Source organism: Lysinibacillus sphaericus OT4b.31, from assembly GCF_000392615.1.
GTDB lineage: Bacteria > Bacillota > Bacilli > Bacillales_A > Planococcaceae > Lysinibacillus > Lysinibacillus sphaericus_B.
This window is the reverse complement of record NZ_KB933398.1, coordinates 1,463,704-1,478,068: the sequence shown is the minus strand read 5'-3', so window position 1 is coordinate 1,478,068 and position 14,365 is coordinate 1,463,704. Positions and strand designations below refer to the sequence as shown.

16 protein-coding genes are annotated in these 14,365 nt (G+C 38.9%); 5 read left to right on the top strand and 11 right to left on the bottom strand.

Features of this window, described 5'->3' with window-relative positions; all coding sequences use genetic code 11:
* Positions 1–67: 67 nt before the first annotated feature.
* Both rpmF and H131_RS06635 read right to left on the bottom strand, forming a co-directional pair.
* Positions 68–241, bottom strand: a complete 174-nt coding sequence (gene rpmF / locus H131_RS06640) for a 50S ribosomal protein L32 (protein WP_010858320.1) — start codon at positions 239–241, stop codon at positions 68–70.
* Positions 242–265: 24 nt separating this feature from the next.
* Positions 266–799: a YceD family protein gene (locus tag H131_RS06635; RefSeq protein ID WP_010858319.1), complete on the bottom strand. Its 534-nt coding sequence runs from the start codon at positions 797–799 to the stop codon at positions 266–268.
* A gap of 188 nt (positions 800–987) precedes the next feature.
* Between H131_RS06635 and H131_RS06630 the strand changes: the two genes are divergently transcribed.
* Complete coding sequence (locus H131_RS06630) at positions 988–2,199, top strand: nucleotidyltransferase (protein ID WP_010858318.1); 1,212 nt, start codon at positions 988–990, stop codon at positions 2,197–2,199.
* A gap of 360 nt (positions 2,200–2,559) precedes the next feature.
* Here H131_RS06630 and H131_RS06625 read toward each other — a convergent pair whose 3' ends face one another.
* On the bottom strand, positions 2,560–3,606 hold the full coding sequence (locus H131_RS06625; protein ID WP_010858317.1) for a SepM family pheromone-processing serine protease: 1,047 nt from the start codon (positions 3,604–3,606) through the stop codon (positions 2,560–2,562).
* Positions 3,607–3,831: 225 nt separating this feature from the next.
* On the opposite strand from H131_RS06625, the gene H131_RS06620 reads away from it, so the two are divergent.
* Positions 3,832–4,626: a hypothetical protein gene (locus H131_RS06620; protein ID WP_010858316.1), complete on the top strand. Its 795-nt coding sequence runs from the start codon at positions 3,832–3,834 to the stop codon at positions 4,624–4,626.
* A 107-nt stretch (positions 4,627–4,733) separates the two neighbouring features.
* Here H131_RS06620 and coaD read toward each other — a convergent pair whose 3' ends face one another.
* The 3 genes from coaD to H131_RS06605 all read right to left on the bottom strand — a co-directional run bounded on the left by coaD (position 4,734) and on the right by H131_RS06605 (position 7,291).
* Positions 4,734–5,225, bottom strand: a complete 492-nt coding sequence (gene coaD, locus H131_RS06615; protein ID WP_010858315.1) for a pantetheine-phosphate adenylyltransferase — start codon at positions 5,223–5,225, stop codon at positions 4,734–4,736.
* 1 nt (position 5,226) lies between these two features.
* The gene (rsmD, locus tag H131_RS06610) at positions 5,227–5,793 is read right to left on the bottom strand and encodes a 16S rRNA (guanine(966)-N(2))-methyltransferase RsmD (RefSeq protein ID WP_036129912.1); all 567 of its coding nucleotides are present in this window, start codon (positions 5,791–5,793) and stop codon (positions 5,227–5,229) included.
* Positions 5,794–5,869: 76 nt separating this feature from the next.
* Positions 5,870–7,291: a hypothetical protein gene (locus H131_RS06605; protein ID WP_010858313.1), complete on the bottom strand. Its 1,422-nt coding sequence runs from the start codon at positions 7,289–7,291 to the stop codon at positions 5,870–5,872.
* Between the two features lie 57 nt (positions 7,292–7,348).
* Here H131_RS06605 and H131_RS06600 point away from each other — a divergent pair, with 57 nt between their 5' ends.
* Positions 7,349–7,738, top strand: a complete 390-nt coding sequence (locus H131_RS06600; RefSeq protein ID WP_010858312.1) for a DUF7147 family protein — start codon at positions 7,349–7,351, stop codon at positions 7,736–7,738.
* A gap of 2 nt (positions 7,739–7,740) precedes the next feature.
* On the opposite strand, the gene H131_RS06595 is transcribed toward H131_RS06600, so the two are convergent.
* Positions 7,741–8,013 (bottom strand): YlbG family protein, encoded by a 273-nt coding sequence (locus H131_RS06595; RefSeq protein ID WP_010858311.1) that lies wholly within the window; start codon positions 8,011–8,013, stop codon positions 7,741–7,743.
* Between the two features lie 513 nt (positions 8,014–8,526).
* Between H131_RS06595 and H131_RS06590 the strand changes: the two genes are divergently transcribed.
* Positions 8,527–9,432 carry a glycerophosphodiester phosphodiesterase family protein gene (locus H131_RS06590; RefSeq protein ID WP_010858310.1) on the top strand — a complete coding sequence of 302 codons (906 nt, stop codon included), beginning with the start codon at positions 8,527–8,529 and terminating at the stop codon, positions 9,430–9,432.
* A 66-nt stretch (positions 9,433–9,498) separates the two neighbouring features.
* On the opposite strand, the gene H131_RS06585 is transcribed toward H131_RS06590, so the two are convergent.
* From H131_RS06585 to H131_RS06575, 3 genes are all read right to left on the bottom strand, one after another.
* A complete protein-coding gene (locus tag H131_RS06585; RefSeq protein ID WP_010858309.1) occupies positions 9,499–9,972 on the bottom strand; it encodes a DinB family protein in 474 nt (157 codons plus the stop codon).
* A 38-nt stretch (positions 9,973–10,010) separates the two neighbouring features.
* Entirely contained in the window at positions 10,011–11,063 is a 1,053-nt protein-coding gene (locus tag H131_RS06580) for a tartrate dehydrogenase (RefSeq protein WP_010858308.1), read from the bottom strand.
* 98 nt (positions 11,064–11,161) lie between these two features.
* On the bottom strand, positions 11,162–11,608 hold the full coding sequence (locus H131_RS06575; protein ID WP_010858307.1) for a YlbF/YmcA family competence regulator: 447 nt from the start codon (positions 11,606–11,608) through the stop codon (positions 11,162–11,164).
* Positions 11,609–11,697: 89 nt separating this feature from the next.
* Here H131_RS06575 and H131_RS06570 point away from each other — a divergent pair, with 89 nt between their 5' ends.
* Positions 11,698–12,201, top strand: coding sequence for a PaaI family thioesterase (locus H131_RS06570; RefSeq protein WP_010858306.1), 504 nt, complete (start codon positions 11,698–11,700; stop codon positions 12,199–12,201).
* On the opposite strand, the gene H131_RS06565 is transcribed toward H131_RS06570, so the two are convergent.
* Positions 12,179–13,651, bottom strand: a complete 1,473-nt coding sequence (locus H131_RS06565) for a UDP-N-acetylmuramoyl-L-alanyl-D-glutamate--2,6-diaminopimelate ligase (protein WP_010858305.1) — start codon at positions 13,649–13,651, stop codon at positions 12,179–12,181. The genes H131_RS06570 and H131_RS06565 overlap by 23 nt on opposite strands.
* Between the last annotated feature and the right edge of the window lie 714 nt (positions 13,652–14,365).

The following is a 14,365-nucleotide window of genomic DNA, read 5'->3' as shown; positions in this document are numbered from 1 at the left end:
AACAAATAAAAAGGCTAGTAAAGAGCCATGGTCTCTCTACTAGCCTTTTAAGTGAGCAAACACTGAATTATTTGCTTACTACTTCTTTACCTTTGTATTGTCCGCAAGCTTTGCAAACACGGTGTGATAATTTTGCTTCGCCACAGTTTGGGCAAGCTACCATACCAGGTACAGATAGTTTGAAATGCGTACGACGCTTTCTTTTTGCAGTTTTAGAAGTTCTTCTAAATGGTACAGCCATTGATGGCACCTCCTTACAGATCGTCTATTCGTCTGTTTGATCAAAATACTTAGCTAAATCAGCTAGTCTTGGATCCACTTTTGGTACGTCAGTTTTTTTGTGTAGTTCAACGTCTTCATCCGTTGCGTAAGACCAGTCTTTACCACCTTGCATTTGTCCTTCGGTATCCTCTTTGAATACTTGCATTGGCACCTCAAGAAGTACTAGCTCCTCAAGAACTGGCTTCATGTCGATTACTTCACCAACAATGTAGTGAATGTCTCCGTCATCTTCCCCTCTTTTTTCATCATCAATCCAGCTGAATACTTCAACTGTCTTAACTTCGATAGGAAACTCAACATCTTCCCACGTGCGTGCACATGGAAGTGTTAACGTTGCCGCCACAGTCAACTGACATGTCATTTGCGATGCACCGAAGGTACATAGCCCTTTTACATGAACGGGCGAAATTGCTCGAATATCCTGGTTTCGCTCCATCACCTCGTCCAACTGCACATAGGCATCAATTGGCATTCCGTCTTGGCGGTATTTAGATAATTGATGAATTGACCATTTCATTCGTTTAATCACCTCGAGACAACACTGTTGATTATATAATGTGTAAAAATAGATGTCAAGATAATTTCTTGTCACCACCCTAAAACCCACCTATAATTATATATAATTATAGTATATTTGTACTCGTCCGCATGCGCGTCGTCAAAATAGTGCCCATGCGTGGCCAAAAATAAAGGGGGTTTTACGTTATGCAAGCAGTCGGCATTGTTGTTGAATATAATCCGTTTCACAATGGGCATGCTTACCATTTGGAACAGGCGAAACAAATAGCACAAGCAGATATCGCCATCGCTGTAATGAGCGGATCATTTTTACAGCGCGGTGAACCAGCCATGGTCGATAAATGGACACGCACAAAAATGGCCCTCGCAAGCGGTGTCGATATTGTTATTGAGCTACCTTATGTCTATAGTACCGCACCAGCAACTGATTTCGCAAAGGGAGCGATATCTTTATTATCCGCAATTTGCTGCGATTCTTTTGCTTTTGGTAGCGAGGATGGCTCTATTCAACCCTTTTTGAATACGTATCAATTGATAGATGACCATCGTAACGAATATAACGCCCTTATCAAAGAGCGCCTACAAACAGGTGTTAGCTATCCCAAAAGTCTACATTACGCCTATGAACAGCTTTCTCAAAAATTCCCTGCCACATACATTAATTTAGGACAACCGAACAATATTCTCGGCTTTCACTATATTGAAGCTGCGAACACGCTTGGCAGTGACATTCAACCACTAACGATACCGCGCATTGCAGCAGGGTATCACGATGCATTACAGGAGGGGGCATCCATTGGAAGTGCTACAGGTATTCGCAAAGCACTTGCTACGACAGGCACTCTGCAAAGTGTGCAAGATGCCCTTCCTAAAGCGACCTATGAATATTTACATGACTGGCATAGTCATTTCAATCAGTTTGCTAGCTGGGAGAATTTTTGGCCATTGCTGCAATTTACTATTATGCGGCACACGCCTAGCGAATTAACACGCTATGCCGAAGTAACAGAAGGCATCGAGTACGCACTTATTAAAGCCGCTAAAACCAGTGATTCTTTCGCAAGCTTTATGGAGAAAATAAAATCCAAACGCTATACTTGGACACGTCTTCAACGCATGCTCACTCATATTTACACTTCTTTTACGAAGGAGCAACTAAGAAGCTTTACAAGCCCCTCTGCCATTCGATTACTTGGTATGAATTCACAAGGTCAAGCGTACTTAGGACAGCGTAAAAAAGATTTCACATTGCCACTTATAAGCCGTGTGGCTGCTACGAAAGACAGCATGCTAGCCGTCGATATCCATGCTGCAGAAATATATAATTTAAGTATAGAATACGGGGCACAACAGCTAAAGCTTCCAAAAGACTATCAAACTCCGCCCATTCGTTTTTAATTTGGCATTGGGAGGCTTTAAGTGCCAACCTATGCTATGGGGCACAAAACGGCATTTCTGATCGTCGACATATTCTTAAAAAATTCCGTAATTTGCCTAAGGTCACTGCGGACGGTCCCTTTGTTCGAGCAGGGCCGAGCCGCTTCTCCCGCAACTCCGTTCCAATCAACTAATAACGACCTAGATAGATCCCGCACGAAGCGTAGTGAAGGAGGAGCCTAGCTGGTACGTCCGTGGAAAGGAGGCGCTTTGTCCGGACATGATTATGATTACTTTACTGTAAAAGAAAAGAGACCGTAGACAAACTCGAAATTATTCGAGTTTGTCTACGGTCTACAATGCCGCACAAGGCGGCATTTTTTATTTTGGTTGTAATTGCTTTAAATAGGCAATTGCATCATCTACGGTTTTAACAGGTACAATTTTCATTTTTGTACCGATATCTTTAGCTGTCTTCACTGCAGTAGCATAATTAGATTCTAATTCAGGATACTTTGCTTTCATCTCTGCTGGAATTTCATCATCTGGCGCAAAGAATATCTCCATACCGTCACGATCCGCTGCAATGACTTTGTAGTCAATACCACCAATTCTTCCAACTGATCCATCTACCAACATTTCCCCAGTTCCAGCAATCGCATAGCCTTTTGTTATATCTTCATCCAAAAGCTGATTTAAAATTTCAAGGGTGAACATTAAGCCTGCAGAAGGGCCGCCGATATCCTCCGTTTTCATCGTTACTTTTGGGCTTGTTTCAATTGATTTACTCTCTGCATACGTAATACCTAAGCCAGCCCGTCTTTCTTCTGCTCTAGGGATTTCCTTTAAGGTAATCGTTTCTTGTTGTTCTTTTTTATCACGAATAAACTGAATCGTGACTTGCTCACCTAGTTGCTTGTCTTTCAAAAGATCAACAAGCATTTGTTGATTACTAATTTTTTGACCATCTACCTGGATAATTTCATCACCAGCTTTTAATAGACCATCTGAAGCTCCACCATCCAGTACGTTTAATACAAACACACCTTTGAAATGGATTTTTGCCTCTAGCCCAGCTCTTTGGAAGGCTACATATTTTGCATTAAATTGTGAATCTGTCATTAATTTAAGTTGCCGAATATTGTATTCCTCATCATCCTCTAATGGATTTCTTACCTGGTTAATATCCATTATCTTTTGGTATTTTTGAGTTTTGGCCCATAAATACGTAAATGGTGTTGCTTGCTGCATAGCCACTGTCATTAAACTCATTGTTCCTACATCATCCGTATCACCATCTGATACAGTTACAAAGTTACTAATATCGTATGCACTACCAGGCTTCATAATATATGCGTCTAGTCGGTATAACATTAAAAAACAAATCACGACTAAAAACACTGCATAAATACTTATCTTTTTCTTCATTCGGACGAACTCCTCCTAAGACGCACGCAAAACCATCTGTTCATGTTTTTGCCTTTCTGACATATATTGATTTTAGCATTTGCCTATGTGAATGACAAAAAGTTGAAACGAGATGATAATATGTTTGCGACAATTCAAATAGCGCTCTGCATACTTCTTATTCTATTACTCTTGTTATTCCCACAAACTGCTCATACTGGCACTGATTTAGGAGTAAACCTTTTTATGGAGGCGCTATTTCCGTATTTACTACCTTATCTTATTTTAACGCAATGGTTACTCCGTTTAACCGCTCCTATGCGTACGAAAACGAAAAGGGCTTCTTTATACGTACAAGCCTATCTTATTAGCGCACTCGGCGGTTATCCTACAGGTGCAACAACCATTGTTTATTTAAAAAATAGCGGACAACTACACCCTAAAGAAGCAAATTTTTTATTGGCTGTTTGTCATGCACCAAGTCCGCTTTTTGTACTTGGCTTTGTGAGTCTTGATTTATTACACAGTAATACGTTCGGATGGCTGTTTTTATGTTTACTACATAGTTTTAATATTTGTTGCTTAGTAGTCGGTTATTTTTTATTTCGAAAAACCGACCCACCTACCATTTCTTTACACAATTCAACTTTGTATGCAGCCCCATTTTCAGAAAGCATTAAAGAAACAGCACCAACTATTCTTTTAGTTGGAACAACCATTATTTTTTTCACCACTATTCAAACCATCGTGCAACAAGGATTAGACAAAATGCTACCTAATCTCCCTCAGTCAGCAGAATTATCGATAGCCGCAATTCTCGAAGTAACAAATGGACTGAAAATGACGGTTACAGCCTTACCAAGCTTTACGTATTTACCATTACTAGTTGTAATATTATTGACGATGCAAAGTATTAGTATCCATTTACAAATTTTCGTTATTGCCAAATCTGCCAAACTTTCCGTTCGTCCATATATTAAATTCCGCCTTCTTAGCATAATCATTGTGCCAACTATTTATGCTGTATTCTTCATGAAATAAACAGTCTATCGGTAATTTTTTCTTGGCAATGACTACTGTTAAAATATTGTTCATGTTGGGTGCATATAAAGAAGAGGATGTCTCCTTATTAAGACATCCTCTTCTCATTAGTTGGCAAAGCCGTATTTTTCTTTTAAAGCCTGTTCTACGCAAACAGGAACAAGTTCACGAACATTGCCGCCATACTTCGCTACCTCTTTTACAATGCTAGAACTTAAAAATGAATATTGGTTTTTTGTCATGATGAAAAATGTTTCAATCGTTTCATCAAGAAAACGGTTCATTGAAGTAATTTGCATTTCGTATTCAAAATCTGAAACTGCCCGTAAGCCTCGGACAATAGCTTTTGCATTCTTTTCTTTTGCATAATTGATAAGAAGACCAGAAGAACATTCAATACGAACATTAGGCAATGTTTTAGTAACCTCAGCCATTAAAGCCATGCGTTCTTCTACTGAAAATAATGGCTGTTTCGATGAATTGTTTAAAACAGCAACATAGACCACATCGAATACATCTGCTGCACGTTTAATAATATCTAAGTGCCCAAATGTCACAGGATCAAAACTTCCAGGAACTACAGCAATTTTCTCTGACAACTTACTCTCCCTCTTCCCCTGCACAACGATAAACTGAAATAATCGTTCCGCCATATGTTTCTTGTCTCTGTAATATAAAAGCTCCAAAGCTATGTGGTAATATTACTTCTTTCGCATGTTCACATAAAATAATGCCATCACGTTGTACTTTATCATTGTCTACAAGCACTTGCACTAAATCGTAGTACTCTTTGTGATGATAGGGCGGATCTAGAAATACTAGCTTAAACGAGATTTCACGTTTTAAGAGCGCTTTCACAGCACGTTTAGCATCGATACGAAAAAGCTCAGAGCACTCCTCATAACGACATTTTTTTATGTTTTCTTGTAAAACTTGAAATGCCTTCGCATCCTTTTCAATAAAAACCGCTTCCTGGGCCCCTCGGCTTAACGACTCAATACCAAGTCCTCCACTCCCAGCAAATAAATCGAGTGCAATACCTCCATCAAAAAAAGGACCAATAATATTAAAGATTGATTCCTTTACTTTGTCTGTTGTTGGTCTCGTCGTATTACCTGTAATCGCCTTTAATGGCATCCCTTTGCGTTCTCCTGCTACTACTCTCATAAGATGCGTGTCACCATACTTTCTTTTACTTATAGAAAGCATTTTTGCAGCGAAAGGACACCTCCGCTGCAAAAAATTATTCTTGTTCTTGTGTTAATACTTGGATACGATCATCACTTTTTTGTAATTCTACAAGGAATAAACGTTGTAACCAAGCTTCTTCTACATAATAACGATTCGCAATTTTAATGATTGGTTCTGAAATTGTGGAATATCTACGTTGATTGAATACGTAGAATCCTGGATCTTTCGGGAATCGGAATGTACGATTGTCATTATTTACGTAATACCCATTTTCCCCCTCACCAGCAGTATAGCCAAGGTGTGGTAGCAGTGTATCAGCTGTATATAAAGTTTGACCCTCATAGAAAATAACCTGAACATCTTGTTTGATTGTGTCATCTACATATACACTACGATCATCTTCAAACAATAACGGATACGTACCATTTTCTTGCGCAGCATTTAACTTAAAATAAGAAGTTTTGGCGTCTAACACGTCCGATAAAAGCTCGTCCATTGTCGTAGGAGAAATTGATTCCTCTCCGAGAGTGTCCAAAGCTTTTTGCCATGCCGACTCTTGGTTAGCTGTCATAAACTCTTTTAAGGTTTTAACTATTTCCTTTGTCTTATCCGAGCCAATAGTTTCTTTCACTAGGTAGGATGCCACAACTTCTTGCAACCATGCTGGTGAATCTTCAAACGTAAATTGTGATTTAATTTGTGAAAGTACAACTTCCTGCTCTACTGCTTGTGCAGTTAGCGTTGGTAAAAATAAAAGTCGATCATCGTGCCCCGCTACTGGACTGGTTTCTTGAATAATGGATATATGTTCATTATTTAAAAATTTCAGTGTTTCCAGAGACTTTAAGAAATCTTTCGAAATAGCCTGCTGTGCATAAATTGATAAAACTGGCGTCTGTTCTTGCACCTTAAGATTTCCAGCCTGCCAATAAATATCACGAACTGTGCCATTACCACTAAACATTGTGTAGTTAACGAGTGATAATTGCTGTTGTCCTACTAATGGTAAACCTGTTATCCATTGACCGACCGTTTTGCTATCTGTTGAAATATGCATAACAGTATAAGATGCGTCACCGTTTGTTAATGTTGCCAAAACGTTTTGTAGCAGCATTTTATCTTTTAAGCCGCCCTCGATAGGAATTATGTACGAAACAGACTGTGATTTAGTATCGCCTTTTGCAAAATAGGATACTTCTTGTGATAAACGATTACAGCTTTTCTCGTTTTCGATAAAACAACTTGGATCTATCGCATTTTTGGGCCACTTTATTTTCACTTTTTGATTTGGCAAGTTTTTAAAATGCTGTCTGATATCTAGACTGTTTTCACGATAGACAAATTCAATTTCCTGTGAGTAATGGAATTCTCCATTTCCCGTTTCTAAATCTGATGAATACGCTTGATACTGGAAAAATATTGTTCCTGTAATAATTAGTGCAAGAATGGAAAAAAAACTCATTGCAAATTTCATGTGCTTGACCTCCCGCAGCATGATACTATGTGTATTGGAAAGGATGTGCAAGTTTAAATGCCACAACAATTTATAGAATTAGGTGAAGGCTATGGTGATGTATATGAGCTACTTGAAATGATTAAAACCAATCAAGAGCGCTTCCATCAAGCCTTTATACTAACATCCACAAAAGAAGAAAAAAAGGTTGCCTCTTTAGCTGTCGCTTTAAAACCAGTAGGTGAAAGTAAATTCATGCCGATTTATATTTGTCGTGAAGGCATTCCTTTTAATGAGGAAAAGCCTTCAAAGCGTCAAATCATGTTCGAAGAATGTATTGAACAACTAGGTCGTAAAGCGGTTGTTGTAGAAATAAAGCACTCATCTATATTTTCGGAGCCAAAACTATTTTATCAATACTTAATTGGAATAATGAGACTACATCACTATATCCCAGCATTAAACTAAGCTTAAAGACCCGCTTTATAGTCATATTCCTTCGCTTTATCTGGTTTAGCATTTTCGAACTCAGTTTTAACGAATGGACGGTAAGATTCCACAACGTCTTTCACAAAAGGAAGGCGTTGTAGTTTTGTTGTCATCATTTCAATGTCCTCTCGATCGCAATAAAGCACTACATATTTTTGCTTACGAGAAATATAATGAACATGACCATATTTTCGAAGTGACTTTGCATGTTTTAATTGATGGACGTAAACGATCAGCCCTTGTCGTTCGTTCATATAGTTTTCCCTCATTTCTTACATAAAAGAATACCATAGACCGGAAAATGATAGCAACAGAGTTTAGCTGACAGAACGCTCGTTTTTCCGTTATAATGGAAAAGCATAGCGCGTTTATCGACAGATTCCATTTACTTATGCTAGATAAAAGTGCTTTAAAAGCACTTAAGTTTAGCCATTTAATTACGTCTCATCATCGTTACATCTCGATTTTAAAATGTTTTAAACAAGCGCGTTGAACAGGTCAGTTAAACCTTATTCTTATGAATGGGTTGTGTTTTAAGCTAACAAAATTTTTATCCTTCATAATTTGAGACAACCGCAGGAGCTTATGACAAACTGGATTTTGCTTCACAGGCGTCCGTTATCGCACAGGTAAATTGTCTTAGAGCGAAGTACTTTTGTCATAGTTCCGCAGATTCAAACGGTGTTTGTACATCAATTAAATCAAGATAAAAAATAGTGAATTCACCAGTACCTTTTTTATTAATTTGATTGTCAAGGAGGACGAATATGGGTAAAAAAACAAACATAGCACTTGCAATCGCTGCAGCTAGTGCAGCAGCTTGGGCAGGTAGTAAAGCTATATCTAAACCTCAGCAACGTGAAGAAAAACAAGCATTACAATATGATCGTCCGATTATTATTGCGCACCGCGGCGGAGCCCATTTAGCACCTGAGCATACAGTGCTTGCTTTTGAAAAATCCGCACAACTTGGTGTAGACGGCTTTGAAATAGACATTCGTTTAACAAAAGACGAGGAAATTATCGTCTTTCATGATGCTACGGTCGAACGTACGACTGATGGTTACGGTCTAGTGGCAGACATGACATTAGCAGAAATCAACGCATTGAATCACGGCTATCATTTCGAAGATTTACAGGGGGGAAACCCTTACCGAGATGTAAAAACAGATGTTGTCACACTGCGCGAACTACTAGAAAGCTACCCAAATATGTTGGTAAATATTGATATTAAAGATGCTCCTGATACGTATGAGGGTAGTTTAATGCCGTCCAAGCTTTGGCGTTTAATTGAAGAGCTGGGCGCAGAAAATCGTGTGATTGTCACAAGCCTTTACGGGGAACAGATAGACCGTTTTAATTTGTATGCACAAAACCAAGTTGCATTAGGTGCTGGTGAATCAGATGTACGAAAAGCATTCACTGCGTTTTCTAGCCAATTCGGCCATTTATATCATCCAAAAGTAGATGTTTTTCAACTCCCTCCGAAATCAGGAGTTGTCACGCTAGATTCACCGAAATTTATTCAGTTTTTAAACAATTTAAACATTCCTGTACACTATTGGACAATCAATGATGAAACGACTATGAATAAATTAATTCACAACGGTGCAAAAGGTATCATTACTGATCGACCTGATATAGCTGTGGAGCTATTAAAGACACAAGAATAATCGTATGAAGAATTCAAATCTGTTACAAGAGGTAAGAGCTCTTTATAAATGCCCTTACCTCTTGTTTTAGTCTTTAACATAAGACTTAAAATCTCTACCAATATAATTTGCAGGAACAGGAGGTAAAGCTATTTCTCTTGCCCAGACAGAAAGCTGCCCAATATGATGAATTTCATGAACAATAACATGATGTAATATGTCGTTTTTTGTATATTCATTTTCATCCCAAGCGACTGTTACAACCCCATCATTAAATTCCTTATTGGACTTTAAAAATTCAATTATTTCGTTCCGCAATTTTGTTGAGAGCATTTCAATCTTTTCAAGCGTTCTGTAATCTTTAAAACTAAATATTCTGTCTTCTTTGTGTTGAATACCACGAATCCAGCTATACTCAACATCTATAATATGAAATAACGTATATAAAATACTTCCTGCTCCACCAGTACGGCGCTTTAATAATTCATCGATACACAGCTGATGACACCACTGAAACCATTCATCTCTTACTTGCCAGTTATACACAAAAAAATTTAGCATTAAGTCATCCCCACCCTATACTTTTTTAAGCAACGACTTTATTGTAAATAATGTAATACGGCATCTGTCACATCTTGTAATGTCGCTGTGCCGCCCAAATCAGCAGTTTTTATACCTTGTGATAAGGTGTCTTCAATCGCATTTAGCACTCTTTTACCTAGCTCTTGATAGCCTAAAAAATCAAGCATCATTTTACCTGTCCATATTTGGCCCAGTGGATTAGCGATACCTTGTCCTGCAATATCAGGGGCAGAGCCATGTACGGGCTCAAACATTGATGGATATAGCCGTTCAATATTTAAGTTTGCCGCTGGCGCAATGCCGATACTGCCCATAATAGCGCCACCTAAATCGGTTAAAATATCACCGAATAAATTCGATGCGACGATGACATCAAAGTTTTCTGGCTTCATCACTAGAAATGCAGCTAATGCATCAATATGATTTGATACTTGTCCAATATCCTCATAATCTCTACCCACTTCAGCAAAAACTTCATCCCAAAAAGGCATACTGTATGTTAATCCATTTGATTTTGTAGCACTCGTGACATGCTGACGTCGGGATTTTGCCATATCAAAAGCATATCGTATTGCACGTTCTGTACCCTTTCTTGTGAAAATAGCATTTTGAATCGCCACTTCATCCTGTCCACTATGAATACGCCCACCACTCTCAGCATATTCTCCTTCTGAGTTTTCACGAACAACAACAAAATCAAAACCATTAGGATTGCGCAATGGTGAAGGTAATCCTTGTATTAATTTTGCTGGACGTACATTAATCGATTGCTTCATTTCACGGCGAATCTTAATCAGTAGCCCCCATAGTGAAATGTGATCAGGCACCATCTCAGGCATACCAACAGCACCTAAAAAAATCTGGTCGTAGCCTTTTAATATTTCAATTCCATCATCAGGCATCATTTTCCCTGTCTCTAAATAATAATCGCACCCCCATGTGAAAGTAGTCCATTCAAATCGAAAATCCCCATCTAATTGTGCAGCCTTATCAAGTACTTTCATCGCCGCTGGGACAACCTCTTTTCCAATACCATCTCCAGGTATAACGGCAATTCGATATGTCTTCATCTACAGTACCCCCTATTTCTTACCTTCCTTACACAATTACTATACAATTTTTCGCATAAAAAAAATAGAAGAAGCGTCGTTTGGACACTTCCTCTATTTTAGGCGGAGCAGGAGCAAGAGCCCCCAGAGCCACAGCCACTTCCACATGAAGAATTGGATGCAAAGAAAGGGTTACTTACAGGAACTTTTACCGCTTCTGATACTGTTTTCCCAATTAGCAAGCTAATTTCATCAAGTAAATCTTGAAAATCGTTTTCAGCTATCTTTAATGCTGCAACTTTTTCATTTAAATCAAGTTCGCGCTTTTGCTGACGAATCGATTTCATTATTGTATGATAGTCCGGATGATATTTTCCGAAACGTTGTACATCTTCGTATTGCTCCTTCATGCGGCCAAAAGCGTGAATAGCTCCCACTAAATGAGCATCGCTATATACAGCCTTATACGCCTCTTCCAGCGTATTTGCAGGTTCAGAGGACAGAATCATCTCACAAAGCGCATCGGCCTCATCCAAAATGATTGCCCATTCAGAGGTCATCATCATTTTTAATTCCCCCAATCTCTTACCCATCATAACAGATTTTATGGTAATTTTACATTATTGATATTTCAATTATAAAGGAGTTTTTAATCTTGTTACCTTCATCTAAAGAACAAATAGAAGATTTACTAGCAGATATTTTACAAAAAAGTACTATGGAGGATGAGGAAGTTTTACTACATTTGCTAAGCGGACTTCGCCAAAAGCAACAAGGAATCCATCGCCGTTACATTAACGCTACCTTGCACATGGTGGGCAAATTCGAGCCTGAGGTCAGTGAGGTCCGTATTCCAATTACACCGGTTATTCATAATACAATTAAAGTACCACATGGAGGAATCATTGCAACCGTTGCTGACGCAGCAATGGGAGGACTAGCTTCACGTTCTGTAGCAGAGGGTTTTAATGTTGTAACGACTAATATCAACATTTCTTATATTGCAACAACTACAAATAAAGAACTAATTGCACGCGGACGTTTTGTACATAAGGGACGACAAACACTCGTGATGGCATGTGATATCGAGGATGAAACAGGCCGCCAACTCGCTACTGCCACAGCTTCTTTCTTCGTCATTCAACGTCGCCAATCATAAGATTGGTAAAATAATCTTGAATACATTGTTGATCAGAAAAAGGGAACTTAAGATTCTTTATTTGTTGCGTCTGTTCATGCCCTTTTCCAGCAACAAGGACAATATCTCCTTTTTGTGCCTTTGCCAAGGCCTGATGAATTGCAACCCTGCGATCTAAAAAAATTTCATAATACTGTTGTTCAGAAAAACCCGCAATAATACTTTCATTAATTAAGATAGGATCCTCATCGCGGGGATTATCAGTCGTTAAAAAAATTATATCAGCATATTTACTGGCCACCGCGCCCATCGCAAAGCGTTTTGCCTTGTCTCGATTGCCGCCGCAGCTAAAAACAAGGAGTAGCGTCTTCTTGCTATCAAAAGTTTGTAAAACAGCCTGTAGTGCCTCTGCTGTATGGGCATAATCTACGTAGACATCAATACCAAGAGGATTGTCAATTTTTTCGAGTCTCCCTTCAGGTAATTTTAATGCCCACATATGCTCAGCTATCTCTTCAATTGAATAACCAAGACGCCAAACAGCCATTAATGCGGCCACTGAATTTTGCAAATGGTACTTACCAACAAAAGGGATAGCTACTATATGCTCGCTCTTTGATGTTTGCAAACAAAGTACTGTTTTTCCCCGTGTCTCACTCACAATTTGAATATGTAAATCATTGTGATTATCAAAGCCAAATGAACACGATTTTTTCTTATCGTATATACCGACTGAGCGGCAAAAATTGTCGTCTCCATTCAACACAAGTTTCTTTGACAAGTCTGCCAATCTTTTTTTCGCTCGTTTATATGCCTCTAATCCCCCATGATCCTCTAGGTGATCCTCTGACAAGTTCAAAAATACACCACAATCAATATCACAATGATCAAGTCTATGTTGTTGTAAACCCATCGAAGAGGCTTCTAAAACAACATGTGTCACTCCTTGACGCACACATTGTTTTAATATTGGCTGTAGCTCTTTTGCCTGTAATGTTGTCAACTGCTCATACGATGTTTGTTGCCTTTGCCCATTAATGAAGAAACCAACTGTTCCAATAACGGCTACATCGTTATGTAACGCTTTTAATAATTGACTAACAAAATGGCTCACTGTCGTTTTACCATTTGTTCCTGTAATCGCAACAACGGTTAAAGCCTCTGCAGGAAAGGCCGCAAGTTTTGCACTAGCAAATGATAAAAACAATGCGGTATTTGGTACCCATACGAAAGGAATATTTTGATCAGTGACGGGTAATGAAATACTTTCCTCAGATACAATGGCAGCAGCACCTCTGGCTAATGCTTCTTTTACAAACCGGCTCCCGGATGTTTTCTTGCCTTTGCGCACAACAAAAATATCCCCAGGTTTCACCGCCTGTGCGTAATCCTCAACACCAGTAATAGTTGTTCGAATCGATCCACCTGTCACACTGCACGGCCAGTCTTTTAACAACTCAGCTAATTGCATTGTCTCATTCCTCCTTTCAGTTCTCTATCATATGACGGTGTTTGTAACGTTGTGACGAAAAAAGTCGATGGCTTAACAGTCACTTACTACACACTATTTGCACCAGTCAGAGCAGCAACGCTAAGTGTTTAAATTTTCCCACATAAGAAGACGACATAAAAAAAGAGGTTATCTTATATGCAAGACAACCTCTTTTTAGAATAAATAGTAAGAAACCGTTGATTTCCGTTCCAGGCGCTCCCTTTCCGCAGGCATGGCTCCAACAAATTTTTGCAGCGGGTTGCCACAAAAATGGATTTTCCGCACGTGCTGTTCCTGTAGTGGTTTCGCACCTTCCACTCCAATCAACTTGTATCGCGTACTGATTCTGTTCTTAAACATGATGACGAAAAATCAATGAGCGTGAAAAGCTGAAATCCTGACAATTGAACAGCTTTTTTTCCACACCTTAAAAGAGATTATGAACCGTGGTGTATTATCAGAAGACCATGTATTCGTTGATTCCGCTCATGTGAAAGCGGGTGCCAATAAATGCAAGTATGACAAGAAGGACAGAAACACCTGCTTACGAGGAAAAGCTTCAAGAAGAGCTGAATTTAGCTCGTGAAGAAATCGGAAATAGAGTCGATTCATACATAAAATTCAGGGGAAATTTGAACTCAACTACCTTCAAAAACGACAAAAGGTATTATGAAGTGCTTCTCTCAATACCTA

What these genes read in the sequence shown, in the direction of transcription:
- H131_RS06565 (WP_010858305.1), bottom strand. Translation starts at nt 13,651, where the DNA reads ATGCAATTAGCTGAGTTGTTAAAAGACTGGCCGTGCAGTGTGACAGGT.
- H131_RS06580 (WP_010858308.1), bottom strand. Translation starts at nt 11,063, where the DNA reads ATGAAGACATATCGAATTGCCGTTATACCTGGAGATGGTATTGGAAAA.
- H131_RS06630 (WP_010858318.1), top strand. Translation starts at nt 988, where the DNA reads ATGCAAGCAGTCGGCATTGTTGTTGAATATAATCCGTTTCACAATGGG.
- H131_RS06620 (WP_010858316.1), top strand. Translation starts at nt 3,832, where the DNA reads ATGGAGGCGCTATTTCCGTATTTACTACCTTATCTTATTTTAACGCAA.
- rpmF (WP_010858320.1), bottom strand. Translation starts at nt 241, where the DNA reads ATGGCTGTACCATTTAGAAGAACTTCTAAAACTGCAAAAAGAAAGCGT.
- H131_RS06635 (WP_010858319.1), bottom strand. Translation starts at nt 799, where the DNA reads ATGAAATGGTCAATTCATCAATTATCTAAATACCGCCAAGACGGAATG.
- H131_RS06625 (WP_010858317.1), bottom strand. Translation starts at nt 3,606, where the DNA reads ATGAAGAAAAAGATAAGTATTTATGCAGTGTTTTTAGTCGTGATTTGT.
- H131_RS06590 (WP_010858310.1), top strand. Translation starts at nt 8,527, where the DNA reads ATGGGTAAAAAAACAAACATAGCACTTGCAATCGCTGCAGCTAGTGCA.
- H131_RS06605 (WP_010858313.1), bottom strand. Translation starts at nt 7,291, where the DNA reads ATGAAATTTGCAATGAGTTTTTTTTCCATTCTTGCACTAATTATTACA.
- H131_RS06585 (WP_010858309.1), bottom strand. Translation starts at nt 9,972, where the DNA reads ATGCTAAATTTTTTTGTGTATAACTGGCAAGTAAGAGATGAATGGTTT.
- H131_RS06575 (WP_010858307.1), bottom strand. Translation starts at nt 11,608, where the DNA reads ATGATGATGACCTCTGAATGGGCAATCATTTTGGATGAGGCCGATGCG.
- H131_RS06600 (WP_010858312.1), top strand. Translation starts at nt 7,349, where the DNA reads ATGCCACAACAATTTATAGAATTAGGTGAAGGCTATGGTGATGTATAT.
- rsmD (WP_036129912.1), bottom strand. Translation starts at nt 5,793, where the DNA reads ATGAGAGTAGTAGCAGGAGAACGCAAAGGGATGCCATTAAAGGCGATT.
- H131_RS06595 (WP_010858311.1), bottom strand. Translation starts at nt 8,013, where the DNA reads ATGAACGAACGACAAGGGCTGATCGTTTACGTCCATCAATTAAAACAT.